Genomic DNA, 20786 nt, shown 5'->3' with positions numbered 1-20786 from the left:
ATGAGCAGTACCACCAACACCACCACCATCGGCACCATCGGAGCCCCGAGCCGCCGCAACACCGAGCTGGCGATGCTCATCTTCGCGGTGCTGATCGCGGTGTTCGCGTACATCAACGTCGGTCTGGCCAAGGACGGCTCGGTCCCCGCCGGCGTCATCGGCTACGGCCTCGGCCTCGGCCTCCTCGCGGGCGTCACGCACCTCGTCGTCCGCAAGTGGGCGCCGTACGCCGACCCGCTGATGCTGCCCCTCGCCACCCTGCTCAACGGCCTCGGCCTGGTCTTCATCTGGCGGCTCGACCAGGAGCCGCAGATCACCACCGACCAGCTCGGCGGGGCGATGGCGCCGGGCCAGCTGATGTGGTCCACGCTCGGCGTCGCGCTCTTCCTCGGGGTGCTGATCTTCCTCAAGGACCACCGTGTCCTGCAGCGCTACACCTACATCTCCATGGTCGTCGCGCTGGTCCTGCTGATCCTGCCGGTGTTCTTCCCGGCGAAGTTCGGTGCCCGCATCTGGATCACCATCCCCGGCGTCGGATCGCTCCAGCCCGGTGAGTTCGCGAAGATCGTCATCGCGGTCTTCTTCGCGGGCTACCTGATGGTGAAGCGGGACGCGCTGGCGCTGGCCAGCCGCCGCTTCATGGGCATGTATCTGCCGCGCGGCCGCGACCTCGGCCCGATCATCGTCATCTGGGCGCTGAGCCTGATGATCCTGGTGTTCGAGACCGACCTCGGTACCTCGCTGCTCTTCTTCGGCCTCTTCGTCGTGATGCTGTACGTCGCGACCGAGCGCACCAGCTGGATCGTCTTCGGTCTGCTGCTCAGCGCGGGCGGCGCCGTCGCGGTGGCCACCTTCGAGTCGCACGTCCAGACGCGAGTCCACAACTGGCTCAACCCGCTGGAACTGGCCAACGGCGGTGTCACCGAGACCGCACAGGCGATGTACTCCTTCGGATCCGGCGGCATCCTCGGCTCCGGCCTCGGCCAGGGCTACTCCCGCCTCATCGGTGGTATCGCGCCCAAGAGTGACTACATTCTCGCCACAGTCGGCGAGGAGATCGGCCTCGGCGGCCTGATGGCGATCCTGCTGCTCTACGGCCTGCTGATCGAGCGCGGGATCCGTACGGCGCTGGCCGCCCGTGACCCGTTCGGCAAGCTGCTGGCCGTGGGCCTGTCCGGCGCCTTCGCGCTGCAGGTCTTCGTCGTCGCCGGCGGTGTGACCGGCCTCATTCCGCTGACCGGTATGACCATGCCGTTCCTCGCCCAGGGCGGCTCGTCCGTGATCGCCAACTGGGCACTGGTCGGGATCCTGCTCCGCATCAGCGACACCGCGCGCCGGCCCGCCCCCGCCCCCGCCCCGTCCACCGACGCTGAGATGACTCAGGTGGTCCGCCCGTGAACAAGCCCCTGCGCCGGGTCGCGATCTTCTGCGGCCTGCTCGTCCTCGCTCTGCTCGTGCGCGTCAACTGGGTGCAGTTCGTCCAGGCCGACGAGCTCAAGAACGACACCCACAACCGGCGTGTCGCGATCGAGCGCTACAGCACGCCGCGCGGCAACATCATCGTCGACGGCAAGGCCATCACCGGCTCCACGACCACCGACAGCGGCGACTTCAAGTACAAGCGGACGTACAAGAACGGCCCCATGTGGGCGCCGGTCACCGGCTACGCCTCGCAGGCCTTCGACGCCAACCAGCTGGAGAAGCTCAACGACGGCATCCTGTCCGGCACCGACGACAAGCTCTTCTTCAGCCGCACCGTCGACATGCTCACCGGTGGCAAGCAGGAGGGCGGCAACGTCGTCACCACCCTCGACGCCAAGGCACAGAAGGCGGCCTTCGAGGGGCTCGGCAACAAGAAGGGCGCGGTCGCCGCGATCAACCCGGAGACCGGCGCGATCCTGGCACTGGCCAGCACGCCGTCCTACGACCCGTCGACCTTCGCCGGCATGAGCGACAAGGACGCCGAGGCGTACAACGGTCTGCAGAAGAAGAACAACCCGGACGAGCCGATGCTCAACCGGGCGCTGCGCCAGACCTACCCGCCCGGCTCGACGTTCAAGGTCGTCACGGCCTCCGCCGCGCTGGAGAACGGTCTCTACTCCGACGCCGACTCCAAGACGGAGTCGCCGCTGCCCTACACGCTCCCCGACACCTCGGGCGTCGAGCTGAAGAACGAGGGCAACATCCCCTGCGAGAACGCCAGCCTGCGCGAGGCGCTGCGGGTGTCCTGCAACACCGTCTTCGGCAAGATCAGCGCCGACCTCGGCAACAAGAAGATGAAGGCCGAGGCGGAGAAGTTCGGCTTCAACAACTCGAAGATCGACACTCCGGTCCGGGCCGCGGAGAGCATCTACCCCTCGGACAACCGGCCGCAGAACGCGATGGCCGGTATCGGTCAGGCCTCCAACCGTGCCACGCCGCTGCAGATGGCCATGGTCGCCTCGGCGGTCGCCAACGGCGGCAAGCTGATGAAGCCGTACATGGTCGAGCAGCTGGTCGCGCCGAACCTCAACGTGGTCCAGCAGCACACTCCGCAGGAGATGAGCGAGCCGCTCAAGCCGGAGAACGCCCAGAAGGTCCAGGACATGATGGAGACCGTGGTCAAGAGCGGCACGGGAACCAACGCCCAGATCGCGGGCGTCACCGTCGGTGGTAAGACCGGTACCGCGCAGCACGGCGAGGACAACAAGGACAACCCCTACGCCTGGTTCATCTCGTACGCGAAGACCGACAAGGGCACGCCCGTCGCGGTCGCCGTCGTGATTGAGAGTTCCGACACGATCCGCGACGACATCGCGGGCGGCAAGCTCTCCGCTCCCATCGCCAAGAGCGTTATGGAGGCGGTACTCGAAGGCAAGAAGTGACTCGGGTCATGCCAATACCGGTCGGATATCAGGTTGCGGCTGCGGCCCGAGCCGGTGCTGAGTGCCGGGTACCGTATGCCCGAACAGCACACCGCCGGACCACACACCGGTGCGGTCGGGACTGACGGAGAGGGCTGGAGAAGCTTATGGAAGAGCCGCGTCGCCTCGGCGGCCGGTACGAGCTGGGCTCGGTGCTCGGCCGCGGTGGGATGGCCGAGGTCTACCTCGCGCATGACACCCGCCTGGGCCGCACCGTAGCTGTGAAGACGCTCCGGGTGGACCTCGCCCGTGACCCGTCCTTCCAGGCCCGGTTCCGCCGTGAGGCCCAGTCGGCCGCCTCGCTGAACCATCCGTCGATCGTCGCGGTGTACGACACCGGCGAGGACTACGTCGACGGGGTCTCGATCCCGTACATCGTCATGGAGTACGTCGACGGGTCCACGCTGCGTGAGCTGCTGCACTCCGGCCGGAAGCTGCTGCCCGAGCGCTCCCTGGAGATGACCATCGGCGTCCTCCAGGCGCTGGAGTACTCCCACCGGGCCGGCATCGTCCACCGCGACATCAAGCCGGCCAACGTCATGCTGACGCGTACCGGCCAGGTCAAGGTCATGGACTTCGGCATCGCCCGCGCCATGGGCGACTCCGGGATGACCATGACGCAGACCGCGGCGGTCATCGGCACCGCGCAGTACCTCTCGCCCGAGCAGGCCAAGGGCGAGCAGGTCGACGCCCGCTCCGACCTGTACTCCACCGGCTGTCTGCTCTACGAGCTGCTCACGGTCCGGCCGCCCTTCGTCGGTGACTCGCCGGTCGCGGTGGCCTATCAGCATGTCCGCGAGGAGCCGCAGAAGCCGAGCAACTTCGACCCCGAGATCACGCCGGAGATGGACGCCATCGTCCTCAAGGCGCTGGTCAAGGACCCCGACTACCGCTATCAGTCGGCGGACGAGATGCGCGCCGACATCGAGGCGGCCCTGGACGGCCAGCCGGTCGCCGCGACCTCCGCCATGGGCGCCGGGGGCTACGACCAGGACCAGCCCACCACGATGCTGCGTCCGCAGGATCCTGCGGGCCAGACCTCGATGATGCCGCCGATGAACCCGAACGACGGCTACGGCTATGACGACCGGGGCGACCGGCGGCGGGGCGGCGGCAAGAAGAGCAACCTGTCGACGATCCTGCTCGTGCTCGCGGCCGTACTCGTCCTGGTCGGTGCGATCTTCATCGGCAAGGCGATGTTCAGCGGCGGCAACACCGGCGGCACGGTGCCGGTGCCGAGCCTCATCGGCAAGTCGCTGAAGGAGGCCAAGGAGCGCGGGGTCAACGGCAGCTTCAAGGTCGTCGAAGGCGGCAGCGAGCCCTGCGACAACGCCAAGAAGGGCCAGGTCACCCGGCAGGAACCGAAGTCCGGCGAGGACATCGAGAAGAACGAGACGGTCACCGTCACGATGTGCACGGGTGCCGTCAAGGTCACCGTTCCCAACGTCAAGGGTCTGACCCTGGACGAGGCCAGGTCGGAGCTCGAGGACAAGGGTTTCGAGGTCGAGACCCAGCGCGTGGTGTCCGAGCGTGAACCCGGCCGCGTGGCCGACCAGGACCCGCAGCCGGGCGCCAAGAAGCCCAAGAACACCACGATCACCCTGTCCATCGCCGAGGCGGCCCCGAAGGTCTCGGTGCCGGACGTCATCGGACAGGACTTCGAGGCGGCGCAGAAGCAGCTGAGGGACCAAAACCTCCAGGTCAACAAGCAGGAACAGGAAGTGACCGACCCGGCTCAGGTCGGCAAGGTCACCGCCATGGACCCGGGGGCCAACACCCAGGTCAAGAAGGGCTCGACGATCACCCTGACCGTCGGCAAGGCGGGGGCCCAGACACCGGTCCCGAGCGTTGTCGGGCAGAAGGTGAAGGACGCGAAGCAGATCCTCCAGCAAGCGGGCTTCACCAACATCCAGTTCGCCGACGGTAGTTCGCAGGAAGACAACGCCCGGGTGGCCACGCAGGACCCGGCCGCGCCGACCCCGTCCGACCCCAAGACCACCACCGTGACGCTGACCACCCTGGGTGGCGGCGGTGGGGATGACGGCGGCATCTTCGACGGACCGTTCGGGGGCGACAGCTAGCCTTCCGCACGACGCACGTACGACAGAGCCCCGGTGGCCCGCAATGGGCGGCCGGGGCTCTGTCGTACGTGCGGTCGTCGTGCCGGTGTGAGGGCCGGCAGACGCGGTCGTGGGAGGAGCTCGCCGGGCCGGCGACGGCCGGCTAGCGCAGTTCCTTGGGAGGGGTGCGGTCCGCGTCGACCTTCTCGGTCCGCTCCAGCTCGCCCCAGACGACGTAGCGGTAGGTCGAGGTATAGACCGGGGTGCAGGTCGTGAGCGTGATGTAGCGGCCGGCCTTGCTCTTGCCGGACTCCTTGGGGACGTCGTCGAGAACGTCCACGTTGTACTTCGAGGTCTGGGCCAGGGTCGAGTAGACCTTGTAGACGTACCAGGTGTCCTGGGTCTCGAAGACGATCGCGTCGCCGTTCTTGAGCTTGTCGATGTTGTGGAACTGCGCGCCGTGCCCGTCGCGATGCGCGGCCAGCGCGAAGTTGCCCTTCTTGTCCTTCGGCAGCGCGGACTTGACCGGCTTGGTGTAGTAGCCCGCCACACCCTCGTTGAGGACCTTGGCGCTGGTGCCCTTCCTGACCAGCACCTCGCCGCTGTTCATCGCCGGTACGTGCAGGAAGCCGATGCCGTCCTTGGTGTCCAGGTCGCCCGGTCCCTTGGGGCTGTCGTCCGCCCAGTGCCGGCGAATCTGATCACTCTGTTCGTGCGCCTCACGGTCGGCGAGGACGTTGGTCCACCACAGCGAGTAGACGACGAACAGGCCCAGGATCAGTCCGGCCGTGATCAATAGTTCGCCAATGACGCTGACGACGGAGGCGATGATCCTCCGCACACGGCGCGGCTTGGGTGACGACGGGGACCGGTCGGTGTCCTCGTCGTGTCCGGTGACAGTCACCGCGTAGTCCCCTTTTTACGTTCGCTCAGCTGACGAGCGCATCCGGCTTGCCCTTGCTCCGCGGCCGCTCCTCGACCATCTTGCCCCAGACGATCATCCGATAGGTACTGGTGAACTCCGGGGTGCAGGTCGTAAGCGTGATGTAGCGCCCCGGGCCGGTGAACCCCGAACCGGGCGGCACAGGGCCGATCACGCTGGTGTTGCCGGGTGAGGTCTGCGGGAGGATGCTCTCCATCTCGTACGTGTAGTACGAGGTCTTGGTCTCCACGACGATCTTGTCGCCCTTGGTGAGCTTGTTGACGTAGCGAAACGGCTCACCGTGGGTGTTGCGATGGCCCGCCACCGAGAAGTTGCCCTTCTTGTCCCAGGGCATCGCCGTCTTGATCCCGCTGCTCTTGTCGTAGTGGCCGACCATGCCGCGGTCGAGCACCGTGTGCTTGTCGATGCCCTCGGCCACCGGCGCCTTCACATCCAGCTTCGGGATGTACATGATCGCGAAGCGTTCACCGGCCGCGAGGTTCTTCTTCTCCTGGCCGCCGTGGTCCCACTCGTTCTGGAGGGTGTTGGCGGCGCCGCCCGCCTCCTGCTCGGCAAGGACGTTCGTCCACCAGAGCTGATAGGTGACGAACAGCAGCATCAGCACGCCGAGGGAGATGAACACCTCACCCACCGCGCGGCTGATGATCAAGCTGGGGCTGTCCTTGGCCGCTCGCGCGGCGCGACGGGCCTCCAGCCGGGAGGTCGGGGCCGCTGCCGACGTCCGTTCAGCGGCCGCTGCGGCGGCGGCTGCCCCGGCCCCGTGGCGACCGTGCTTACCGCCTCGCTTGGCGGCCTCCTGCGCGGCCTTACGGCGGGCCGCACGGCCACCTGGTGTGGGCGCGGCATCGGTTTCACGTGAAACAGCGTCTGCGTCCCGCCCGGCGCCCTGCTTTTCGGCCTGTCGCAGCGCCATCGTCTCGTCGTCCCACGCCTGGTCGGATACCGGCGACGGGGTGGGGGACGGCGCCGGCGCCGCGGTCGGCGCAGACGGCTTCCGGCGCGTGTACGTCTCTGATGGGGCGGGCGTCTCCGCCCTTGGCTCGGCCGGTGCGGTGTAGGACTCGTAGCCCGAGGGGGAGCCCTGGTGGGAGCCGGCCTGCCCGGGCACGGGGCGCTGCTGTCGCCGCGGTGCCGGCGGGCCGGGCGTCCCCGCTCCCCCGAGGGACGGACGCCCAGGAGGCTGCTGGGCGGTCTGCTCCGGCTCCAGATGCGGACGGAACCAGGGTGATCCCTGCCGCGCCGGCTCCTGGCCTACCTCCGCGGCCTCCCGCACCGGCTGGGCGGCCTCCGCATACGGGTCGTGGGAGGCGGCCTGCGCCGGGGCGGACCGGCCGGGCAGCGGATCGTTCAGCGGGTCGCTGAGCTGTCCGACGGCAGCCTCGAACGCCTCGGGTTGCGCGTACGGATCCGGTGGTTCGTGCTGACCCTGTGGCGCGTACTGCTGGGAGGGCACGTACGGCTCGTAGGGTCTCCCTTCACGCTCTGGGCGCAGGGCGGTCACGCGCCGGCCTTGCCAACCACCGGGGCAAGCCCCGTCGAGCGCTCCACGGCCCCCTCATCGCCGCATTCCACCAGCCAGTTGGCCAGCATCCTGTGCCCCCACTCCGTCAGTACCGACTCGGGGTGGAACTGCACACCCTCCACCGGGAGTTCGCGGTGCCGAAGGCCCATGGGGATGCCGGACTCGGTCCATGCGGTGACGACCAGCTCGTCGGGGACGGTGTCCCGCTCGACGGCCAGGGAGTGGTAGCGGGTGGCGGTGAAGGGGGTGGGCAGGCCGGAGAAGACGCCACCGCCCTGGTGCGTGACGAGGGAGGTCTTGCCGTGCAGCAGCTCGGGCGCACGGTCCACCACGCCGCCGTAGGCGACCGCCATGGACTGCATGCCCAGGCAGACGCCGAAGACGGGGACGCCGGTGTCCGCGCAGTGCCGGACCATGTCCACGCAGACACCGGCCTGCTCGGGCGTACCGGGCCCCGGCGACAGCAGGACGCCGTCGAAGCCGTCCTGGGCGTGACTGAGGGCGACCTCGTCGTTGCGCAGCACCTCGCATTCGGCACCCAGTTGGTAGAGGTACTGGACGAGGTTGAAGACGAAGCTGTCGTAGTTGTCGACAACGAGAATGCGTGCGGTCATCGGGAGGCTGCCATCCCTTCGTCGACAGTGACGTCATTGAAGGGGAGCAGCGGCTCCGCCCACGGAAAGACGTACTGGAAAAGCACGTAGACGACCGCCAGCACCAGCAGGAGTGAAATCAGCGACTTCACCCATGTGTTGCCCGGCAGATGCCGCCAGATCCAGCCGTACATGCTGTCGCTGTCCCCTTGCCGATGCCGTTGACGATGACGATTGCCCCACCAGACTAAGGGGAGAGAGCGGGCGCCGGAGGGTCAGCCGGTCAAAGCCGATGGCCTTCCCTGTTCCACGGGTTGGGTGGAATCCAGGTGTGCCCAGGCGATCAGGCGCTGGCTGTGGCCCCATTCGGGCTCGCAGGTGGTCAGCGTGAGATAGCGGCCCGGGCCGTTGTAGCCGGATTTCCGCGGTACCGGATCGATCACCCCGATGTCTCCGGGCAGCGTCGTGTAGGGCCGTTTGTCCATGCGATAGGTGAACCACGTCGTGCCGTCGCTCACCACGACGGCGTCGCCCGGCCGCAGCTCGGGGAAATCCTTGAAGGGGTCCCCGTAGGTCCTGCGGTGTCCGGCGACCGCGAAGTTGCCGGTGGCGCCGAGCCGCGCGGTCCCGTCGTAGTGGCCGAGGCCGCGCTTGAGGGTGCCGGCCGCGGTGCCCTGGAGTACGGGCTTGGCCCAGTCCGCGCCGAAGCGGGGGATGTACATGACCGCGAAGGACTGCCCGTCCCGGTAGACGGGGCGGTGCGGGCGGCTGTCGGGGGCGTCCGCGGTGTCCCCCGGTGTGCCGTCGGGGGCCGCTTCGCCGGTCCCGCCGCCTTCCGGGCCGCCTGCCACCGGTCCGGCCGCCGCCCACTGGTGCTCCAGCTCGCCGATCTCGCCGTCCATGGCGCTGTCGGCCCGTACGCCGGTCCAGAAGAGCACGTAGGCGACGAAGAGGACGATGAGGGTGCCGAGGGTGACGCAGATTTCGCTGAACGTCCTGACGATCCACCGCACCGTCATGCGGCTCCGCCCCTCCCCGCCGTCCCGCGGCGGGCGGGTTACGGCTTCACAGGCTGTGCGTAGTGGAGCTCCACTGTGCCGGAGTAGCCGGGAAGAGTCACCGCTTCGTGCTGGTCGACTTTCCAGCCGAGACCGTAGGCGTTCACGTACTGCAGGTAGTTCTGGATTGCGGGGGAGGCGGTCAGCGCGCGGTTCAGTGCCTCGCGGTCGCCGACGGCGGTGACCTTGTAGGGCGGGGAGTACACCCGGCCCTGGAGGATCAGGGTGTTGCCGACGCAGCGCACCGCGCTGGTGGAGATCAGCCGCTGGTCCATGACCTTGATGCCCTTGGCGCCGCCCTGCCACAGGGCGTTCACGACGGCCTGCAGGTCCTGCTGGTGGATGACCAGGTCGTTGGGCTGCGGTTCGGGCAGACCGGGGATCTTGGCGGTGGCGTTCGGCGGGGCGTCGGTGAGCGTGACGCTGACGCCGGGGCCGCTGAGCTTCTTGGTGCCGGCGTTCTCCTCCAGCGCCTTGAGCTTGGCGTCATCGGCCTCGGAGCTGCCGTTGTCGCGCTGCGCGAGCGCGTCGACATCCTCGCGCAGGGCCGCGTTACGGTCGTCCTGGGCGCCGTTCTTGTGGCTGCGCTCCTGGATGAGGTCGGACAGCCGCAGCATGGAGTCGTCCGAGCGCAGATTGGTGCCGCGCGCGGTGTCGAAGCTCAGCCAGAACAGCAGACCTGCGAGCGCGAACACGGTGAGTGTGAGAAGGCGCACGGGCCGCAGCCGAAAACGGGCGGGGCGGCCGGAGGAGTCAGCGGAATTGCTCAACGTACCCTTACTCCTTACGACGCCGCGGAAGCACTACGCTAACGGACGCCCGGGCGAGGAACCGATCCCCGCCGCTTCCCACCCGGCTCCCATTCCGTACAGCCCCCGTCGGATGGGGGAGCAGCACATCGACAGGAGAGTTCCTCGTGCCGAAGTCACGGATCCGCAAGAAGGACGACTTCACGCCGCCGCCGGCGAAGCAGACCACCAGTCTGAAGATGACGTCGGGCCGCAGCTGGGTCGCACCCTTGATGCTGGCGATGTTCCTGATCGGACTCGCCTGGATCGTCCTGTTCTACGTGTCCGAGGGTGATCTGCCGATCAAGGACATGGGCAACTGGAACATCGTGTGCGGTTTCGGCTTCATCGCGGTGGGCTTCGGCGTATCCACCCAGTGGAAGTAGCGCAAGCCCTGCCCAAGGCCATCCACACGGTTATCCACAGCCGGGGAAAACTTCAGAAGATCTGTGGATAACCCTCTGGAGGTTGACGCCGGTGTGATCGGCGGCGGCAACCACCAGACCCCGTCTTCCCTTGTTCTTCCTGGGGAAACGCAGGTCAGCGGGGTACGGAACGGGTGTTCCCCACAGCTTGCACAAGATCCGCCACGCACTGTGGACAACATGCGGCGGAGGGCCCCATCGTCCTGGTCATCCCCACCAGGCGGAGCGGGACGGGGGCCCTCTCAGCCCGTCGGCCGGAGGGTCAGCCGACCAGCTGGACGGTCCGCACCCACACCACCGCGACGACGGCCAACAGCGCCACGACACAGGTCGCGATGTGCACCTGCGTCCGGCGGTCGCGCGGGGCGTGCACCATCCCGAAGGCCACCGCGGCGCCGACCACCAGGCCACCGACATGGGCCTGCCAGGCGATGTTCGGCCACAGGAACGTGAAGACCAGGTTGAGGCCGAGCAGGATCAGGACCGGCTTCATGTCGTAATTCATCCGCCGCATCAGCACGGCGGTCGCCCCCAGCAGACCGAAGATCGCGCCCGAGGCACCGAGCGAGGGCTGGTTCTGCGCGGCGAGGAGATACGACAGGGCGCTGCCGCCCAGACCGGACAGCATGTAGAGCGCGATGAAGCGGACGCGGCCGAGCGCCGCCTCCAGCGACGGGCCCAGCCACCACAGCGACAGCATGTTGAAGGCGAAGTGCGGCAGCTGCTGGTGCAGGAACATCGCACTGACCAGGCGGTACCACTCGCCGTCGGCGACACCGGCGAGCTGGGCGCGGTTCGGGTCGAAGGCGAGGCCGAGCATGTCGAGCCGGTCGACGAGCTCGTCGCCCGTCGCCAGCACGGCGATGAGGACGGCGGCGTTGATACCCAGCAGGATCTTGGTGATCAGCCGCGGGTCGGCCGCGATGGTGCCGCCGGCGATCGTGCGCGGCACCGACGCCTGCGCCGTGTGCCCGGTGCCGCCGCCACCGCGGACGCAGTCCGGGCACTGGAAGCCGACCGATGCACTGACCATGCAGTCGGTGCAGATCGGCTTCTCGCAGCGGGCGCAGCGGATGCCGGTCGTACGGTCCGGATGGCGGTAACAGCCGGGCAGGCTGTCGCCGTGTGCGTTCTGCGGCTCCTGCGGGCTGCCTGGCACCTGGTCCATCGCTTCCCTCGTCCTCTTCTCCGTCGGGGCGTATCAACGCACAGCCCCGCCCGGAGTACGACCGGGCGGGGCGTATTGGTTCCCTGGGCGGGTCGCTTTCGGTCCGCGCTCCGGGCCCGGGCCGGGCCGAATCCCGTGCGGACCGGGCGAACCGGACCTGCTCAGCGGCTCTCGACGACGACCGTCTCGATGACCACGTCCTGCACCGGGCGGTCGGTGCGCGGGTTGGTCGGCGTGGTGCCGATGGCGTCGACGACCTTCTTGCTCGCCTCGTTGGTGACCTCACCGAAGATGGTGTGCTTGCCGGTCAGCCACGCGGTCGGCGAGACGGTGATGAAGAACTGCGAGCCGTTGGTACCCGGACCGGCGTTGGCCATGGCCAACAGGTAGGGCTTGTTGAAGGCCAGGTCGGGGTGGAACTCGTCGGCGAACTCGTAGCCCGGGCCGCCGGTGCCGTTGCCCAGCGGGTCGCCGCCCTGGAGCATGAAGCCCTCGATCACCCGGTGGAAGACCGTGCCGTCGTACAGCTTGTCCGTGGTCTTCCGGCCGGTCTCCGGGTTGGTCCACTCCCGCTCGCCCTTGGCGAGCTCGACGAAGTTCCTGACCGTCTTCGGTGCATGGTTCGGCAGGAGCCGGATCTCGATGTCGCCCTGGTTGGTCTTCAGGGTGGCGTAGAGCTGTTCAGCCACGGTCTACCTTCCATAAGTCTTCGCTGACGGCTCCCGATCCTCGCACGGTCACGCCCGCCCGTCGTTCGGCCTGCGCCCCCGGACGACGTCGTACAGATTTCTTTCCTGCCTCCGGTCGGTCGGTAGCGGGGCGTCGGGCGGCAAATCGTGGCATTGTCATCACAAGGCTCCGGAAGGTCCCCAATGACCCGGATGCCCGCTCACACATGCCGTACGGAACGTGAGCAGGCATGATCTTCAATCGGGTGGACAGGCGACACAGCAGACATGGGGGACCAACCCCCAAAGCCCCGGACACGCCACCGAGGAGGAGGATCCCGTGACCCGCAAGGACAGCGTGCGCGCCGCGACCGGTACGGCCAGGGACAGCGTGCGGCACGCCGCGGAGGTGGTGGCTCCCTATGCCGGTACGGCCAAGGACACCGCCGTGCACTTCGCTCATGAGGCCCGCACCCGCGTGGCCCCCAAGGTGGCCGAAGCCGCTCATGAGGCCCGCACCCGCGTGGCTCCGAAGGTGGCCGAGGCCGCTCAGCAGGCCCGGACCCAGTACGACGCTCATCTGCAGCCGCGCCTCGAGCACGCCCGGGGCGCGCTGCCTCCCAGGGTCGACGCCGCCGCCCACCGTGCCGCGCACCGCACCAAGGCGGTCGCGCGGCAGGCCGCCGACTACACCGCGCCGCGACTGGAGAGCGCCGTGGGCACCGCTCGCGCCGCCGCCGAGCCGGTACGCGACGAGGCGGTCGCCCGTGGCACCGCGGCGCTCGCCGCGCTGCGCGGTGGGGTGACGGCCCGCGAGATCGAGAAACTCGTCAAGAAGCACAACCGACGGGCTCGCGCGGGCAAGTTGGCCAAGCGGCTCGCGGTGGTCGGCATCCTGGCGGGCGGCGCGGTCGCCGCCTGGAAGTGGTGGGACAAGCAGGCCAACCCCGACTGGCTGGTCGAGCCGCCGGCGCCCACCGAGGTCGGCGACCGGGCCCACCTCAACGCCGTCGACGGGAGCGAGGGCGCGTCCCTCGACCCCGAGGTCCAGGCGAAGCAGGCGGAGTCGGAGTCGGACGAACGGCGCCGCGGCAACACGGCCTGAGGCAGGCACCACGTTCATGGCACGGGCCGGGCCCGCCACCCCTCGATCGGGTGGCGGGCCCGGCCCGTGCCATGGGTTCAGGGAACCGGTGGCTACCCGCTCGCCTCCGCCCTTGAGGTCGGAAGCGAGCAGCCCGTCGGCGTTCAGCGCGCGAAGGACGGCGAGTCGCGGCCCCGTACAAGGCGCGTCGGTGTGGTCCGCAGGCCGGTCCTCGGATTCATGACGGCAGGGCCATGGCGGGCCGTTCACGCGGTCTCCGTGAGCACCGCGGCAACCCTGGAGCCGGCCGGACACCCGGCCACGGCGTACCGGCCGCCGAAGGGCTCGTCCGCCTCTCGAGTACAGCAGCGGGCGCGGGACGTCCACGACACGGCCGGCCCTCGAATCGTGATCCACAAATGGGCAGCGAACCGGCCGACCACCGTCAGCTCGCCGTGGCGAGGCGACGCCCCGCCCCCCGCCGAATTGCTGACGGGTCGACACCATCCGCCGTACGACCGCCCTCTGTCGCCGTATCGGATTCTCCGGGCGTGGCGAAGCGCGACGCGCCCGGCGGTTCGGCGTGGCGTCCACCGGATGGCCTTTTCGAATGGCGCGGGCGGCCATGGGGGCAGTTGGCTGAGGATCAGCATGCTCAACGCTCGCTGAGTGTCAGCGCCTCCGGTGTTTGGCGCTCCCCCTCGTTCAGTGGAGTCCTCGATGTCCTCCGAACAAGCACTTCTCGGCAACGGCGACGCCGACCTGTCCACGACAGACCCCGACGAGACCCGCCCGCACGCGACCCCGGAAGCCACCTCCGTCCGCACGCTCGTGTGGGCGGCAGCCACCAACCGCCCCCTGGAGGAGGTCGCCGCCCTGGTAGCACTCCTCAAGCGCAACGGTGACGACTACCACTCCGCCGACGAGGCACTGCGCGTGGCGGCAGTCACCCGTCCGGTGAGCGAGGTGGGACCCCTGGTCGCCCTGCTCAACGATCCGCGCACGGCCGACTCATGCCACGAGGCCCTGCGCGCAGCGGCCATCGGCCGGTCGGTCGAAGAGGTCGCGGAACTGATCTCGCTGTTCGGCCGCACCGACGACCACAGCGGGTCGGCGGAGAGCCAGGACGATGACCGGTCCTTCCCCGGTGGCGACCCGATGGCGGGCACCTGGGCCGTCCCACTCCAGCCCGAACACGCGCCCCCTGACCCGGCCGGCTCCGCACAGGCGACCACCCAGGGCCAGCGCGTGATGTGGGGTACCACGACGCCCTACCCGACGCACCCCCCGCAGACGACCGCCCGGAGCCACCACGACCGCTCCGACCGCGGCCACGTAGGCGCGTCGTACCGGCAGGACTACAACACCGGCGGAGTGCTGCGGTCCACGCTGCGCTGGCCCGCGGCCGTGGCACTGGCCGCCTGCGGACTGAGCCACCTGCCGGTGGGCGAGGCGCCCGGTCAGGACGGGGGCAACGGTCTCTCGATGACCATCACCGTGGTCTACCTGCTGCTGGCCGGCTGGCTCGCGGTCCGGGACACGGCCCTGGCCTGGACGGCGAGCGCGACCGCGGCCGTCGGCGTCATCATGCTGCACGCGCTGTCCCGGGTGGGCCTCGTGGGCCCGCTGCGCAGTGTCCTGGGTGATGCCGACGCCTGGCCGGAAATGCTGGCGGTGGGGCTCGCCGTGGTGAGCGCCGCGCTCGCGGCCGCGGCGCTGCTGTGGCGCCCGCGGGAGGTGGGTGTGTCCCCGGCACGCGCGTAACCCGCCGCGGTACATCGGCCGGTGAACGCCCCGGACCCGCTCTCCCGACATCCCACCGAGAAAACCTCCGCGCAGCCCCGGGTCCGCGGAGGTTCCACGAAAAAGGCCCTCCGACCAGCCTTAACAGCTGGTCGGAGGGCCTTTTTGAAGGTGGAGCCTAGGGGAGTCGAACCCCTGACATCTGCCATGCAAAGACAGCGCTCTACCAACTGAGCTAAGGCCCCTTCGCGCACCAGGGTACCCGGTGCCCGGCCGCTTTCCCGACCGGGTATCGCCGGGCGCGGTTGCTCTCCGTAGGATGCTTCGCGAGATTCGCGGCAGCGAAGCGTATCGGGGAGATGGGGAGACGGCATGGACGCAGCACAGCAGGAAGCCACCGCGCGGGCCCGGGAACTGCAGCGCAGTTGGTACGGGGAGCCTCTGGGCGCACTGTTCCGCCGTCTCATCGACGATCTCGGTCTCAACCAGGCGCGACTTGCCTCTGTGCTCGGTCTGTCCGCCCCGATGCTGTCCCAGTTGATGAGCGGGCAGCGCGCGAAGATAGGCAACCCGGCCGTCGTGCAGCGCGTGCAGGCACTGCAGGAACTGGCCGGGCAGGTCGCCGACGGCAGTGCGAGCGCCGCCGAGGCCACCGACCGCATGGACGAGATCAAGAAGACGGCAGGCGGCTCGGTGCTGAACAACACCGCGCAGGCCACCTCGTCGACGGGCGCGACGACCGTGCGGCGCGTGGTGCGGGAGATCCAGTCGCTGCTGCGCTCGGTCTCGGACGCGGGGGACATCATCGATGCGGCGAACACCCTCGCCCCGACTCACCCCGAGCTGGCAGAGTTCCTCAGGGTCTACGGTGCCGGTCGCACCGCCGACGCGGTCGCCCACTACGAGGCGCACCAGGGATAGCGGGATGTTCCGCAGCGGAGCTCGCGGAGCCGGAAAGCGAACGGGGCGCAATGGGTGAGATCTTCGCCGCTCGGTACGAGCTGATCGATCCGATCGGCCGAGGCGGTGTGGGCGCGGTCTGGCGCGCCTGGGACCACCGGCGCCGCCGCTATGTCGCGGCCAAGGTGCTGCAGCAGAGCGACGCGCACACACTGCTGCGCTTCGTACGCGAACAGGCGCTGCGCATCGACCATCCGCATGTGCTGGCCCCGGCGAGCTGGGCCGCTGACGACGACAACGTCCTGTTCACCATGGACCTGGTCAACGGCGGATCGCTGGCCCATCTGATCGGTGACTACGGCCCGTTGCCGCCGCGCTTCGTGTGCACCCTGCTGGACCAGCTGCTGGCCGGTCTGACGGCGGTGCACGCGGAGGGCGTGGTGCACCGCGACATCAAGCCGGCGAACATCCTGCTGGAGGCCACCGGCACCGGCCGACCGCATCTGCGGCTGTCGGACTTCGGCATCTCGATGCGCAAGGGTGAGCCGCGGCTCACCGAGACCAACTACGTGATGGGGACACCCGGTTACTTCGCGCCCGAGCAGATGCTGGGTGCCGAGCCGGACTTCCCGGCGGACCTCTTCGCGGTCGGCCTGGTGGCGCTCTACCTGATCACCGGCACCAAGCCGGACTCCGAGGCACTGATCCGGCGCTTCGCGCAGCACGGCATCCCGCACGCCCCGGAGGGCGTCCCCGAGCCGCTGTGGCAGGTGCTGGCCACGCTGCTGCACCCGGACCCCGAAGCGCGGTTCAAGACGGCCACCGGGGCGCGCAAGGCGATCCTGTCGGCGGTCGAGCTGCTGCCCGAAGCGACGATCGAGGACGAGATCGTCGAGGTCTTCGACCACATAGGGCCGCTGCCGGCGGGCTTCGGCCCCGACGGCCCCCTCACGGCCGCGGACGGTACCGCCGCCCCCGGGCCGGGCGCGACCACCGGCCCGGCGTCGATGTCCGAGACCGGCAGCTTCCCGCTCGCGCCTCCGGAGCAACCGTTCTCCGCGCCGCAGCAGCCGAGCACGCCGCCCACACCGACGCCGACCCCGATGCCGGGCGGACACCACATCCCGTCCCCGCCCACCACCCCGCCGCCGACCCCGATCCCGGCGTACGAGCCCACGGCGGCCGTCCGCCCGGAGCAGTCGGCGACCCGCCCGTACACCGCCGGTCAGTACCCGGCCCCCGGGCAGGCCCCGTTCGGCGCGCACACCCCCGCGGTGCGGGCCGTCGCCTCGCCGGAAAGGAAACCGGGACCACCCCCGAAGGTCGCGGTCCCGGTGCTGATCGTCGCGTTGCTGTGCATCGCGGTGGGAGTCTGGGCCCTGATGGCTTCCTGAGCCGTCACGCGGCCCGTACGGGCGTGCCGGCCGGTCCGGGGCCAGGAACCCCACCGGCCGGCCGCCGCGCCGCTACCAGCCCCGCGGCGGCCCGAACTGACGGTCCTGTGTCGCCTGCCCGCCCGGGTCCTGCAGCGTCTGCCCGCCCTGCCGGGGGAACTGCTGCCCGGGCCACGACCCGTCGGCCGGCGCCTGTGGGCCGCCTCCGGAAACCGCGCCGGTGTCGGCGCCGGGCGCGCCCGGCGCCGCGGACCTGCGCCGCGCCACCACGGTCCAGACCGCGAGGCCCGTGACCAGCACGACGCCCACGCCGATCCCGGCGTAGGCCACCGTCCGCAGCGTGCCGCTCTGCGCCGCCTCCTGCTCGCTCTGGCCCTTGTCGGCCATCTCCCGCTCGTCGGGCGTCACGGAGAAGTCGCTCGCCGGTCCGGCGTAGCCCGGCCCCTGCTTCGGCGTACCGCGCACATCCACACGGAGGGTGAGGTCCGCCCCCTTGGGGAAGAACTGCGCCGCATCCGGGTGCAGGGTCACTTCGAGGTAGTACCAGCCCGCGAACCGCATCGCGCTGATCGCGTCGGAGGTGTGGAAGCGGTTGCCGTAGGCGACCGGCGCGGTGAACTCCTTCGCGACGGCGGGCTTGCCGTCGTACGAGACGAAGTTGTCGTCGCTGACCGCACCACGCGCCGGGTTGTAGACGCTCAGCCCGAGCGCGTCGGAGACGTACTCGGTGGACCCGGTCTTGGCGTTCGGCAGCTCGGCCCGCAGATTGAGCTGCTGACCCCAGTCGACCGGTACCCGGTAGAAGCGGGTCTCGCCGGGCGTGATCCGGTCCTTCCAGACGCCGGCGCCGACCGACCCGGCGTCGTTGAAACCCGTGCCGCCCTTGGCCGTGCGCTTGCCGGTGGCCGTGGGGGGTGCGGGCGTGACGGTGCTCCAGCTGCCCTCGCCCGGCTGCCCCGGGGTGCTGCCCTTGAGCGCGGGCTCGCTGAGATAGCCCACCTCGATCGGCCAGCGGTCGGGCCCGGAGGTCGCCGACCCCTCGCGGCCGATCACCAGGTAGTAGGGGCCCGCCTCCTGACACTGCGTCCGGTCACTGCCGATGCGCCGGGTGGCGTAGTCGGCGATGGGGTAGGCCGTGTCGCCCCCGTGGAAGGTCGGAGTGGCGTCCGTGCTGCAGGTGTTGCCGCTGCTGTCCTGGACGCTGACGGTCAGGCGGTCGCCGGAGTCCGCCACCTTGGTGCCGGGCTCGGGCGCGGCGACCGCGGAGAAGTAGGCGCTGGACTTGGCGTCGAGGGTGACCGCGTAGTAATGCGTCTCCCCTCGCTCGATGACGTCGGTGTAGAGGCCGGGCGTGATCTGGGGCGCGTCCGCGGCACTGGAGGTGCCCTTCGTGGCCTTGGCGCCGTCCGCCGGACGGTAGGCGGGCGGCTCCGCGGCCGTGGCCACCGACCCCGGCATGAGCGCTACCACCGCGAGCGCCGCCAGCGCGGCCAGACCCCTGTGTGCTGTCCGCCCCGTCACCACGAGCCACCTCTCATCGGATCCCCGTTCCCACCGTCCGGATGCTGCTTCCTGCGGGCCCGCAGGTAGGCCACCGCCAGCCCCGCGAGCAGCAGGCCGCCCGCACCGAAGGAGACGGCCGCCACCACGGGGCCCGCCGCCCATCCTGCCCCGCCGCCGGCACCGTCCGCCGCGGAGGGCCCGGCCAGGTCCGCGTCCGCCCCTGCCTTGACGGCGGCCGCGCCGGCCTGCGGACCGGTCCTCTCCTTGCCGAGCACCGCGACCCGCAGCACCACACCGATCCGGGCGTTCTCGGCGATCTCCGCTGCCTTGGCACCCAGGGTCACCGCGATGTAGAAGTCGCCCTTGCGGTGCACGGGAAGGGTGTTGGGGTGGCTCTCGTAGCGGTTGGTCCACGCCACCGGCACCGTCCCCATGCTCAGCGACGCCAGCCGGCCGTTGTAGGGGACCTGCGCGCTGAACTCACCGGTTCCGCTGCCGACCGGGGTCCGCGAGGGGGTGTAGACCTGGGTGCCCGCGTAGGAGCTGCCGGCGCCATAGCCCTTGACCGTCGGCTCGTTGGCGAACTCCACGTCGTAGCGCAGTTGCTGTCCCCACCCGACCGGGACCTTGTACCAAAGGGTCTGCGAGGGAAGGATCTTGTCCCGCCACACGCCCTGGGCGAGCGGACGGGCGTCGTTGAAGCCGGTGCCGCCGGTGACGTCCTCGGGCACGGTGGTCGGCAGTGTGGCGTCCTTGCCGCCCGCGCCGTACTCCGGCTCCGACTGGGCGGGGGTGACGCCCTTCTTCAGCGGGGCCTCGACGTCGAAGGTCAGCTCCAGCGGCCAACGTGTGGCGTCCGAGCCCTTGGCGGCCTTGCGCTCGACGACGAGCCAGTACCGGCCGGCCTTGTCGCAGCCGTTGGTGCCGCTCTCCGAGGGAATCCGGCTGACGCCCGAGGTGAGCGGCGTCGCGCCCTCCTGCTGTCCGAACAGTTCCGAGGTGGAGTCGCAGGCACTGCTGGTGCCGTACGCGATCCTCGTACGCAAGGTGTCGAGGGAGTCGACGGCCGCCCCGGGCTGCGGCACCACGGTCGCCGAGAAGTTGGCCGTCGAGGGGGCGTCGAGATCGGTGGCGTAAAAGCGCTCTTCGTTGGGCCCGATGGTGTCGAGGTACTGCCCCGGGGCGATGGTGGGCGCGCCGCCTTGGGTGGCGGTGCCACGGACCTTCTCCCCCTTGAAGCGGTAGCCGTCCGCGGAGAGTTGGCCGGCCCGCTGCAGCTGGCGGGCGAGCGACGCGGCGTCCGGGGCGTCGTAGTACTGCCCGTTGCCGGCCTTCGCCAGGCATTCCAGCTGCTGACGTGCGGCGCCTGCCACCTGGAAGCCGATGGCGTCGATGTGCAGGTCGACGCCGGAGGCGGCCAGTTGGGCGGCGACCCGGCAGGGTGGCGTCTTGCAGTTGTCCTCGCCGTCGGAGATCAGCAGGATCGTGCGCTTGCCGATCGAGCCGGCCGCGGCCTTGGGCAGGTCGGCGGCGGCCTTGCGCAGCGACAGCCCGATTGGGGTGTCCCCCTTGGGAGTCACCCCGGCGACGGCCCGCTTCATGCCTGCCCGGTCCAGGGGTGACACGGGCTGGGCGAGCCGGGTGTCGTCGCATCCCTTGGGCTTGTCGGCGCCGTAGACCCGCAGTCCGGTGGGGTAGCCGTCGGGGAGCGCGTCAACGACCGTGCCGACGGCCTTGCGGGCGGCGGCGATCCGGGTGCTTCCGGAGCCGTCCTTTTCGGCCATCGAGCCGGACGAGTCCAGCACCATCACCATCCCGGTGCCGTCGGCGGCCGGCGCCGCGGGCGCTGCCGGTGCGGCCACCGCCTGGAGCGGCGCCGTGGCGAGGGCCAGCAGCAGCCCGCCGAGCAGCGCCACCGCCCCCCTGCGTGGTCGTCGTGCCATGTCCCCTCGTCCCCCTTGGTCCCACATGTCACATCACACATATGAACTTTGCTGCTGCAATCTAATGGTGTGCTTTAGCAAATTCAAGAGT

General features: G+C 69.8%; 18 protein-coding genes and 1 tRNA gene. 8 read left to right on the top strand and 11 right to left on the bottom strand.

Annotated features, from left to right (window positions below; translation table 11 throughout):
- The 3 genes from ACH4FH_RS04340 to pknB all read left to right on the top strand — a co-directional run bounded on the left by ACH4FH_RS04340 (window position 1) and on the right by pknB (window position 4984).
- Window positions 1-1398 (top strand): FtsW/RodA/SpoVE family cell cycle protein, encoded by a 1398-nt coding sequence (locus ACH4FH_RS04340; protein ID WP_398554203.1) that lies wholly within the window; start codon window positions 1-3, stop codon window positions 1396-1398.
- Entirely contained in the window at window positions 1395-2864 is a 1470-nt protein-coding gene (locus ACH4FH_RS04335; protein ID WP_398554202.1) for a peptidoglycan D,D-transpeptidase FtsI family protein, read from the top strand. The genes ACH4FH_RS04340 and ACH4FH_RS04335 overlap by 4 nt, the downstream gene beginning before the upstream one ends.
- Window positions 2865-3010: 146 nt before the next feature.
- Window positions 3011-4984, top strand: a complete 1974-nt coding sequence (gene pknB / locus ACH4FH_RS04330; protein WP_398554201.1) for a Stk1 family PASTA domain-containing Ser/Thr kinase — start codon at window positions 3011-3013, stop codon at window positions 4982-4984.
- Between the two features lie 142 nt (window positions 4985-5126).
- Here the strand turns inward: pknB and ACH4FH_RS04325 are convergent, their stop codons facing one another.
- From ACH4FH_RS04325 to ACH4FH_RS04300, 6 genes are all read right to left on the bottom strand, one after another.
- The gene (locus ACH4FH_RS04325) at window positions 5127-5867 is read right to left on the bottom strand and encodes a class E sortase (RefSeq protein WP_398554200.1); all 741 of its coding nucleotides are present in this window, start codon (window positions 5865-5867) and stop codon (window positions 5127-5129) included.
- Window positions 5868-5892: 25 nt separating this feature from the next.
- Entirely contained in the window at window positions 5893-7359 is a 1467-nt protein-coding gene (locus ACH4FH_RS04320; protein WP_398554199.1) for a class E sortase, read from the bottom strand.
- 44 nt (window positions 7360-7403) lie between these two features.
- Window positions 7404-8042 (bottom strand): aminodeoxychorismate/anthranilate synthase component II, encoded by a 639-nt coding sequence (locus tag ACH4FH_RS04315; RefSeq protein ID WP_398554198.1) that lies wholly within the window; start codon window positions 8040-8042, stop codon window positions 7404-7406.
- Entirely contained in the window at window positions 8039-8215 is a 177-nt protein-coding gene (locus tag ACH4FH_RS04310) for a hypothetical protein (protein WP_393893062.1), read from the bottom strand. The genes ACH4FH_RS04315 and ACH4FH_RS04310 overlap by 4 nt, the downstream gene beginning before the upstream one ends.
- Before the next feature lie 81 nt (window positions 8216-8296).
- The gene (locus ACH4FH_RS04305) at window positions 8297-9040 is read right to left on the bottom strand and encodes a class E sortase (RefSeq protein ID WP_398554197.1); all 744 of its coding nucleotides are present in this window, start codon (window positions 9038-9040) and stop codon (window positions 8297-8299) included.
- Window positions 9041-9078: 38 nt separating this feature from the next.
- Window positions 9079-9849: a DUF881 domain-containing protein gene (locus ACH4FH_RS04300; protein ID WP_398554196.1), complete on the bottom strand. Its 771-nt coding sequence runs from the start codon at window positions 9847-9849 to the stop codon at window positions 9079-9081.
- Window positions 9850-9995: 146 nt separating this feature from the next.
- Between ACH4FH_RS04300 and crgA the strand changes: the two genes are divergently transcribed.
- The gene (gene crgA, locus ACH4FH_RS04295; RefSeq protein ID WP_393893059.1) at window positions 9996-10253 is read left to right on the top strand and encodes a cell division protein CrgA; all 258 of its coding nucleotides are present in this window, start codon (window positions 9996-9998) and stop codon (window positions 10251-10253) included.
- 301 nt (window positions 10254-10554) lie between these two features.
- On the opposite strand, the gene ACH4FH_RS04290 is transcribed toward crgA, so the two are convergent.
- Together ACH4FH_RS04290 and ACH4FH_RS04285 are read right to left on the bottom strand one after the other, a co-directional pair.
- Entirely contained in the window at window positions 10555-11460 is a 906-nt protein-coding gene (locus ACH4FH_RS04290; RefSeq protein WP_398554195.1) for a rhomboid family intramembrane serine protease, read from the bottom strand.
- 161 nt (window positions 11461-11621) lie between these two features.
- Window positions 11622-12149 carry a peptidylprolyl isomerase gene (locus ACH4FH_RS04285; RefSeq protein WP_398554194.1) on the bottom strand — a complete coding sequence of 176 codons (528 nt, stop codon included), beginning with the start codon at window positions 12147-12149 and terminating at the stop codon, window positions 11622-11624.
- Between the two features lie 319 nt (window positions 12150-12468).
- Between ACH4FH_RS04285 and ACH4FH_RS04280 the strand changes: the two genes are divergently transcribed.
- Both ACH4FH_RS04280 and ACH4FH_RS04275 read left to right on the top strand, forming a co-directional pair.
- Complete coding sequence (locus tag ACH4FH_RS04280) at window positions 12469-13233, top strand: DUF5324 family protein (RefSeq protein ID WP_398554193.1); 765 nt, start codon at window positions 12469-12471, stop codon at window positions 13231-13233.
- A gap of 699 nt (window positions 13234-13932) precedes the next feature.
- Window positions 13933-14976, top strand: coding sequence for a hypothetical protein (locus ACH4FH_RS04275; protein ID WP_398554192.1), 1044 nt, complete (start codon window positions 13933-13935; stop codon window positions 14974-14976).
- Between the two features lie 151 nt (window positions 14977-15127).
- Here the strand turns inward: ACH4FH_RS04275 and ACH4FH_RS04270 are convergent.
- A tRNA-Ala gene (locus ACH4FH_RS04270) sits at window positions 15128-15200 on the bottom strand.
- 127 nt (window positions 15201-15327) lie between these two features.
- On the opposite strand from ACH4FH_RS04270, the gene ACH4FH_RS04265 reads away from it, so the two are divergent.
- Both ACH4FH_RS04265 and ACH4FH_RS04260 read left to right on the top strand, forming a co-directional pair.
- Complete coding sequence (locus tag ACH4FH_RS04265) at window positions 15328-15876, top strand: helix-turn-helix domain-containing protein (protein ID WP_393893054.1); 549 nt, start codon at window positions 15328-15330, stop codon at window positions 15874-15876.
- 50 nt (window positions 15877-15926) lie between these two features.
- Window positions 15927-17249, top strand: coding sequence for a serine/threonine-protein kinase (locus tag ACH4FH_RS04260; protein ID WP_398554191.1), 1323 nt, complete (start codon window positions 15927-15929; stop codon window positions 17247-17249).
- 72 nt (window positions 17250-17321) lie between these two features.
- Here ACH4FH_RS04260 and ACH4FH_RS04255 read toward each other — a convergent pair whose 3' ends face one another.
- Both ACH4FH_RS04255 and ACH4FH_RS04250 read right to left on the bottom strand, forming a co-directional pair.
- The gene (locus ACH4FH_RS04255; protein WP_398554190.1) at window positions 17322-18770 is read right to left on the bottom strand and encodes a hypothetical protein; all 1449 of its coding nucleotides are present in this window, start codon (window positions 18768-18770) and stop codon (window positions 17322-17324) included.
- Window positions 18767-20695 carry a VWA domain-containing protein gene (locus ACH4FH_RS04250; protein ID WP_398554189.1) on the bottom strand — a complete coding sequence of 643 codons (1929 nt, stop codon included), beginning with the start codon at window positions 20693-20695 and terminating at the stop codon, window positions 18767-18769. The genes ACH4FH_RS04255 and ACH4FH_RS04250 overlap by 4 nt, the downstream gene beginning before the upstream one ends.
- Window positions 20696-20786 lie beyond the last annotated feature (91 nt).

The organism is Streptomyces sp. NPDC017993 (assembly GCF_044328065.1).
In the GTDB taxonomy this organism is placed as follows: Bacteria; Actinomycetota; Actinomycetes; order Streptomycetales; family Streptomycetaceae; genus Streptomyces.
Note: the sequence above shows the minus strand (reverse complement) of the source record. Positions and strands in the feature narration are given on the sequence as shown.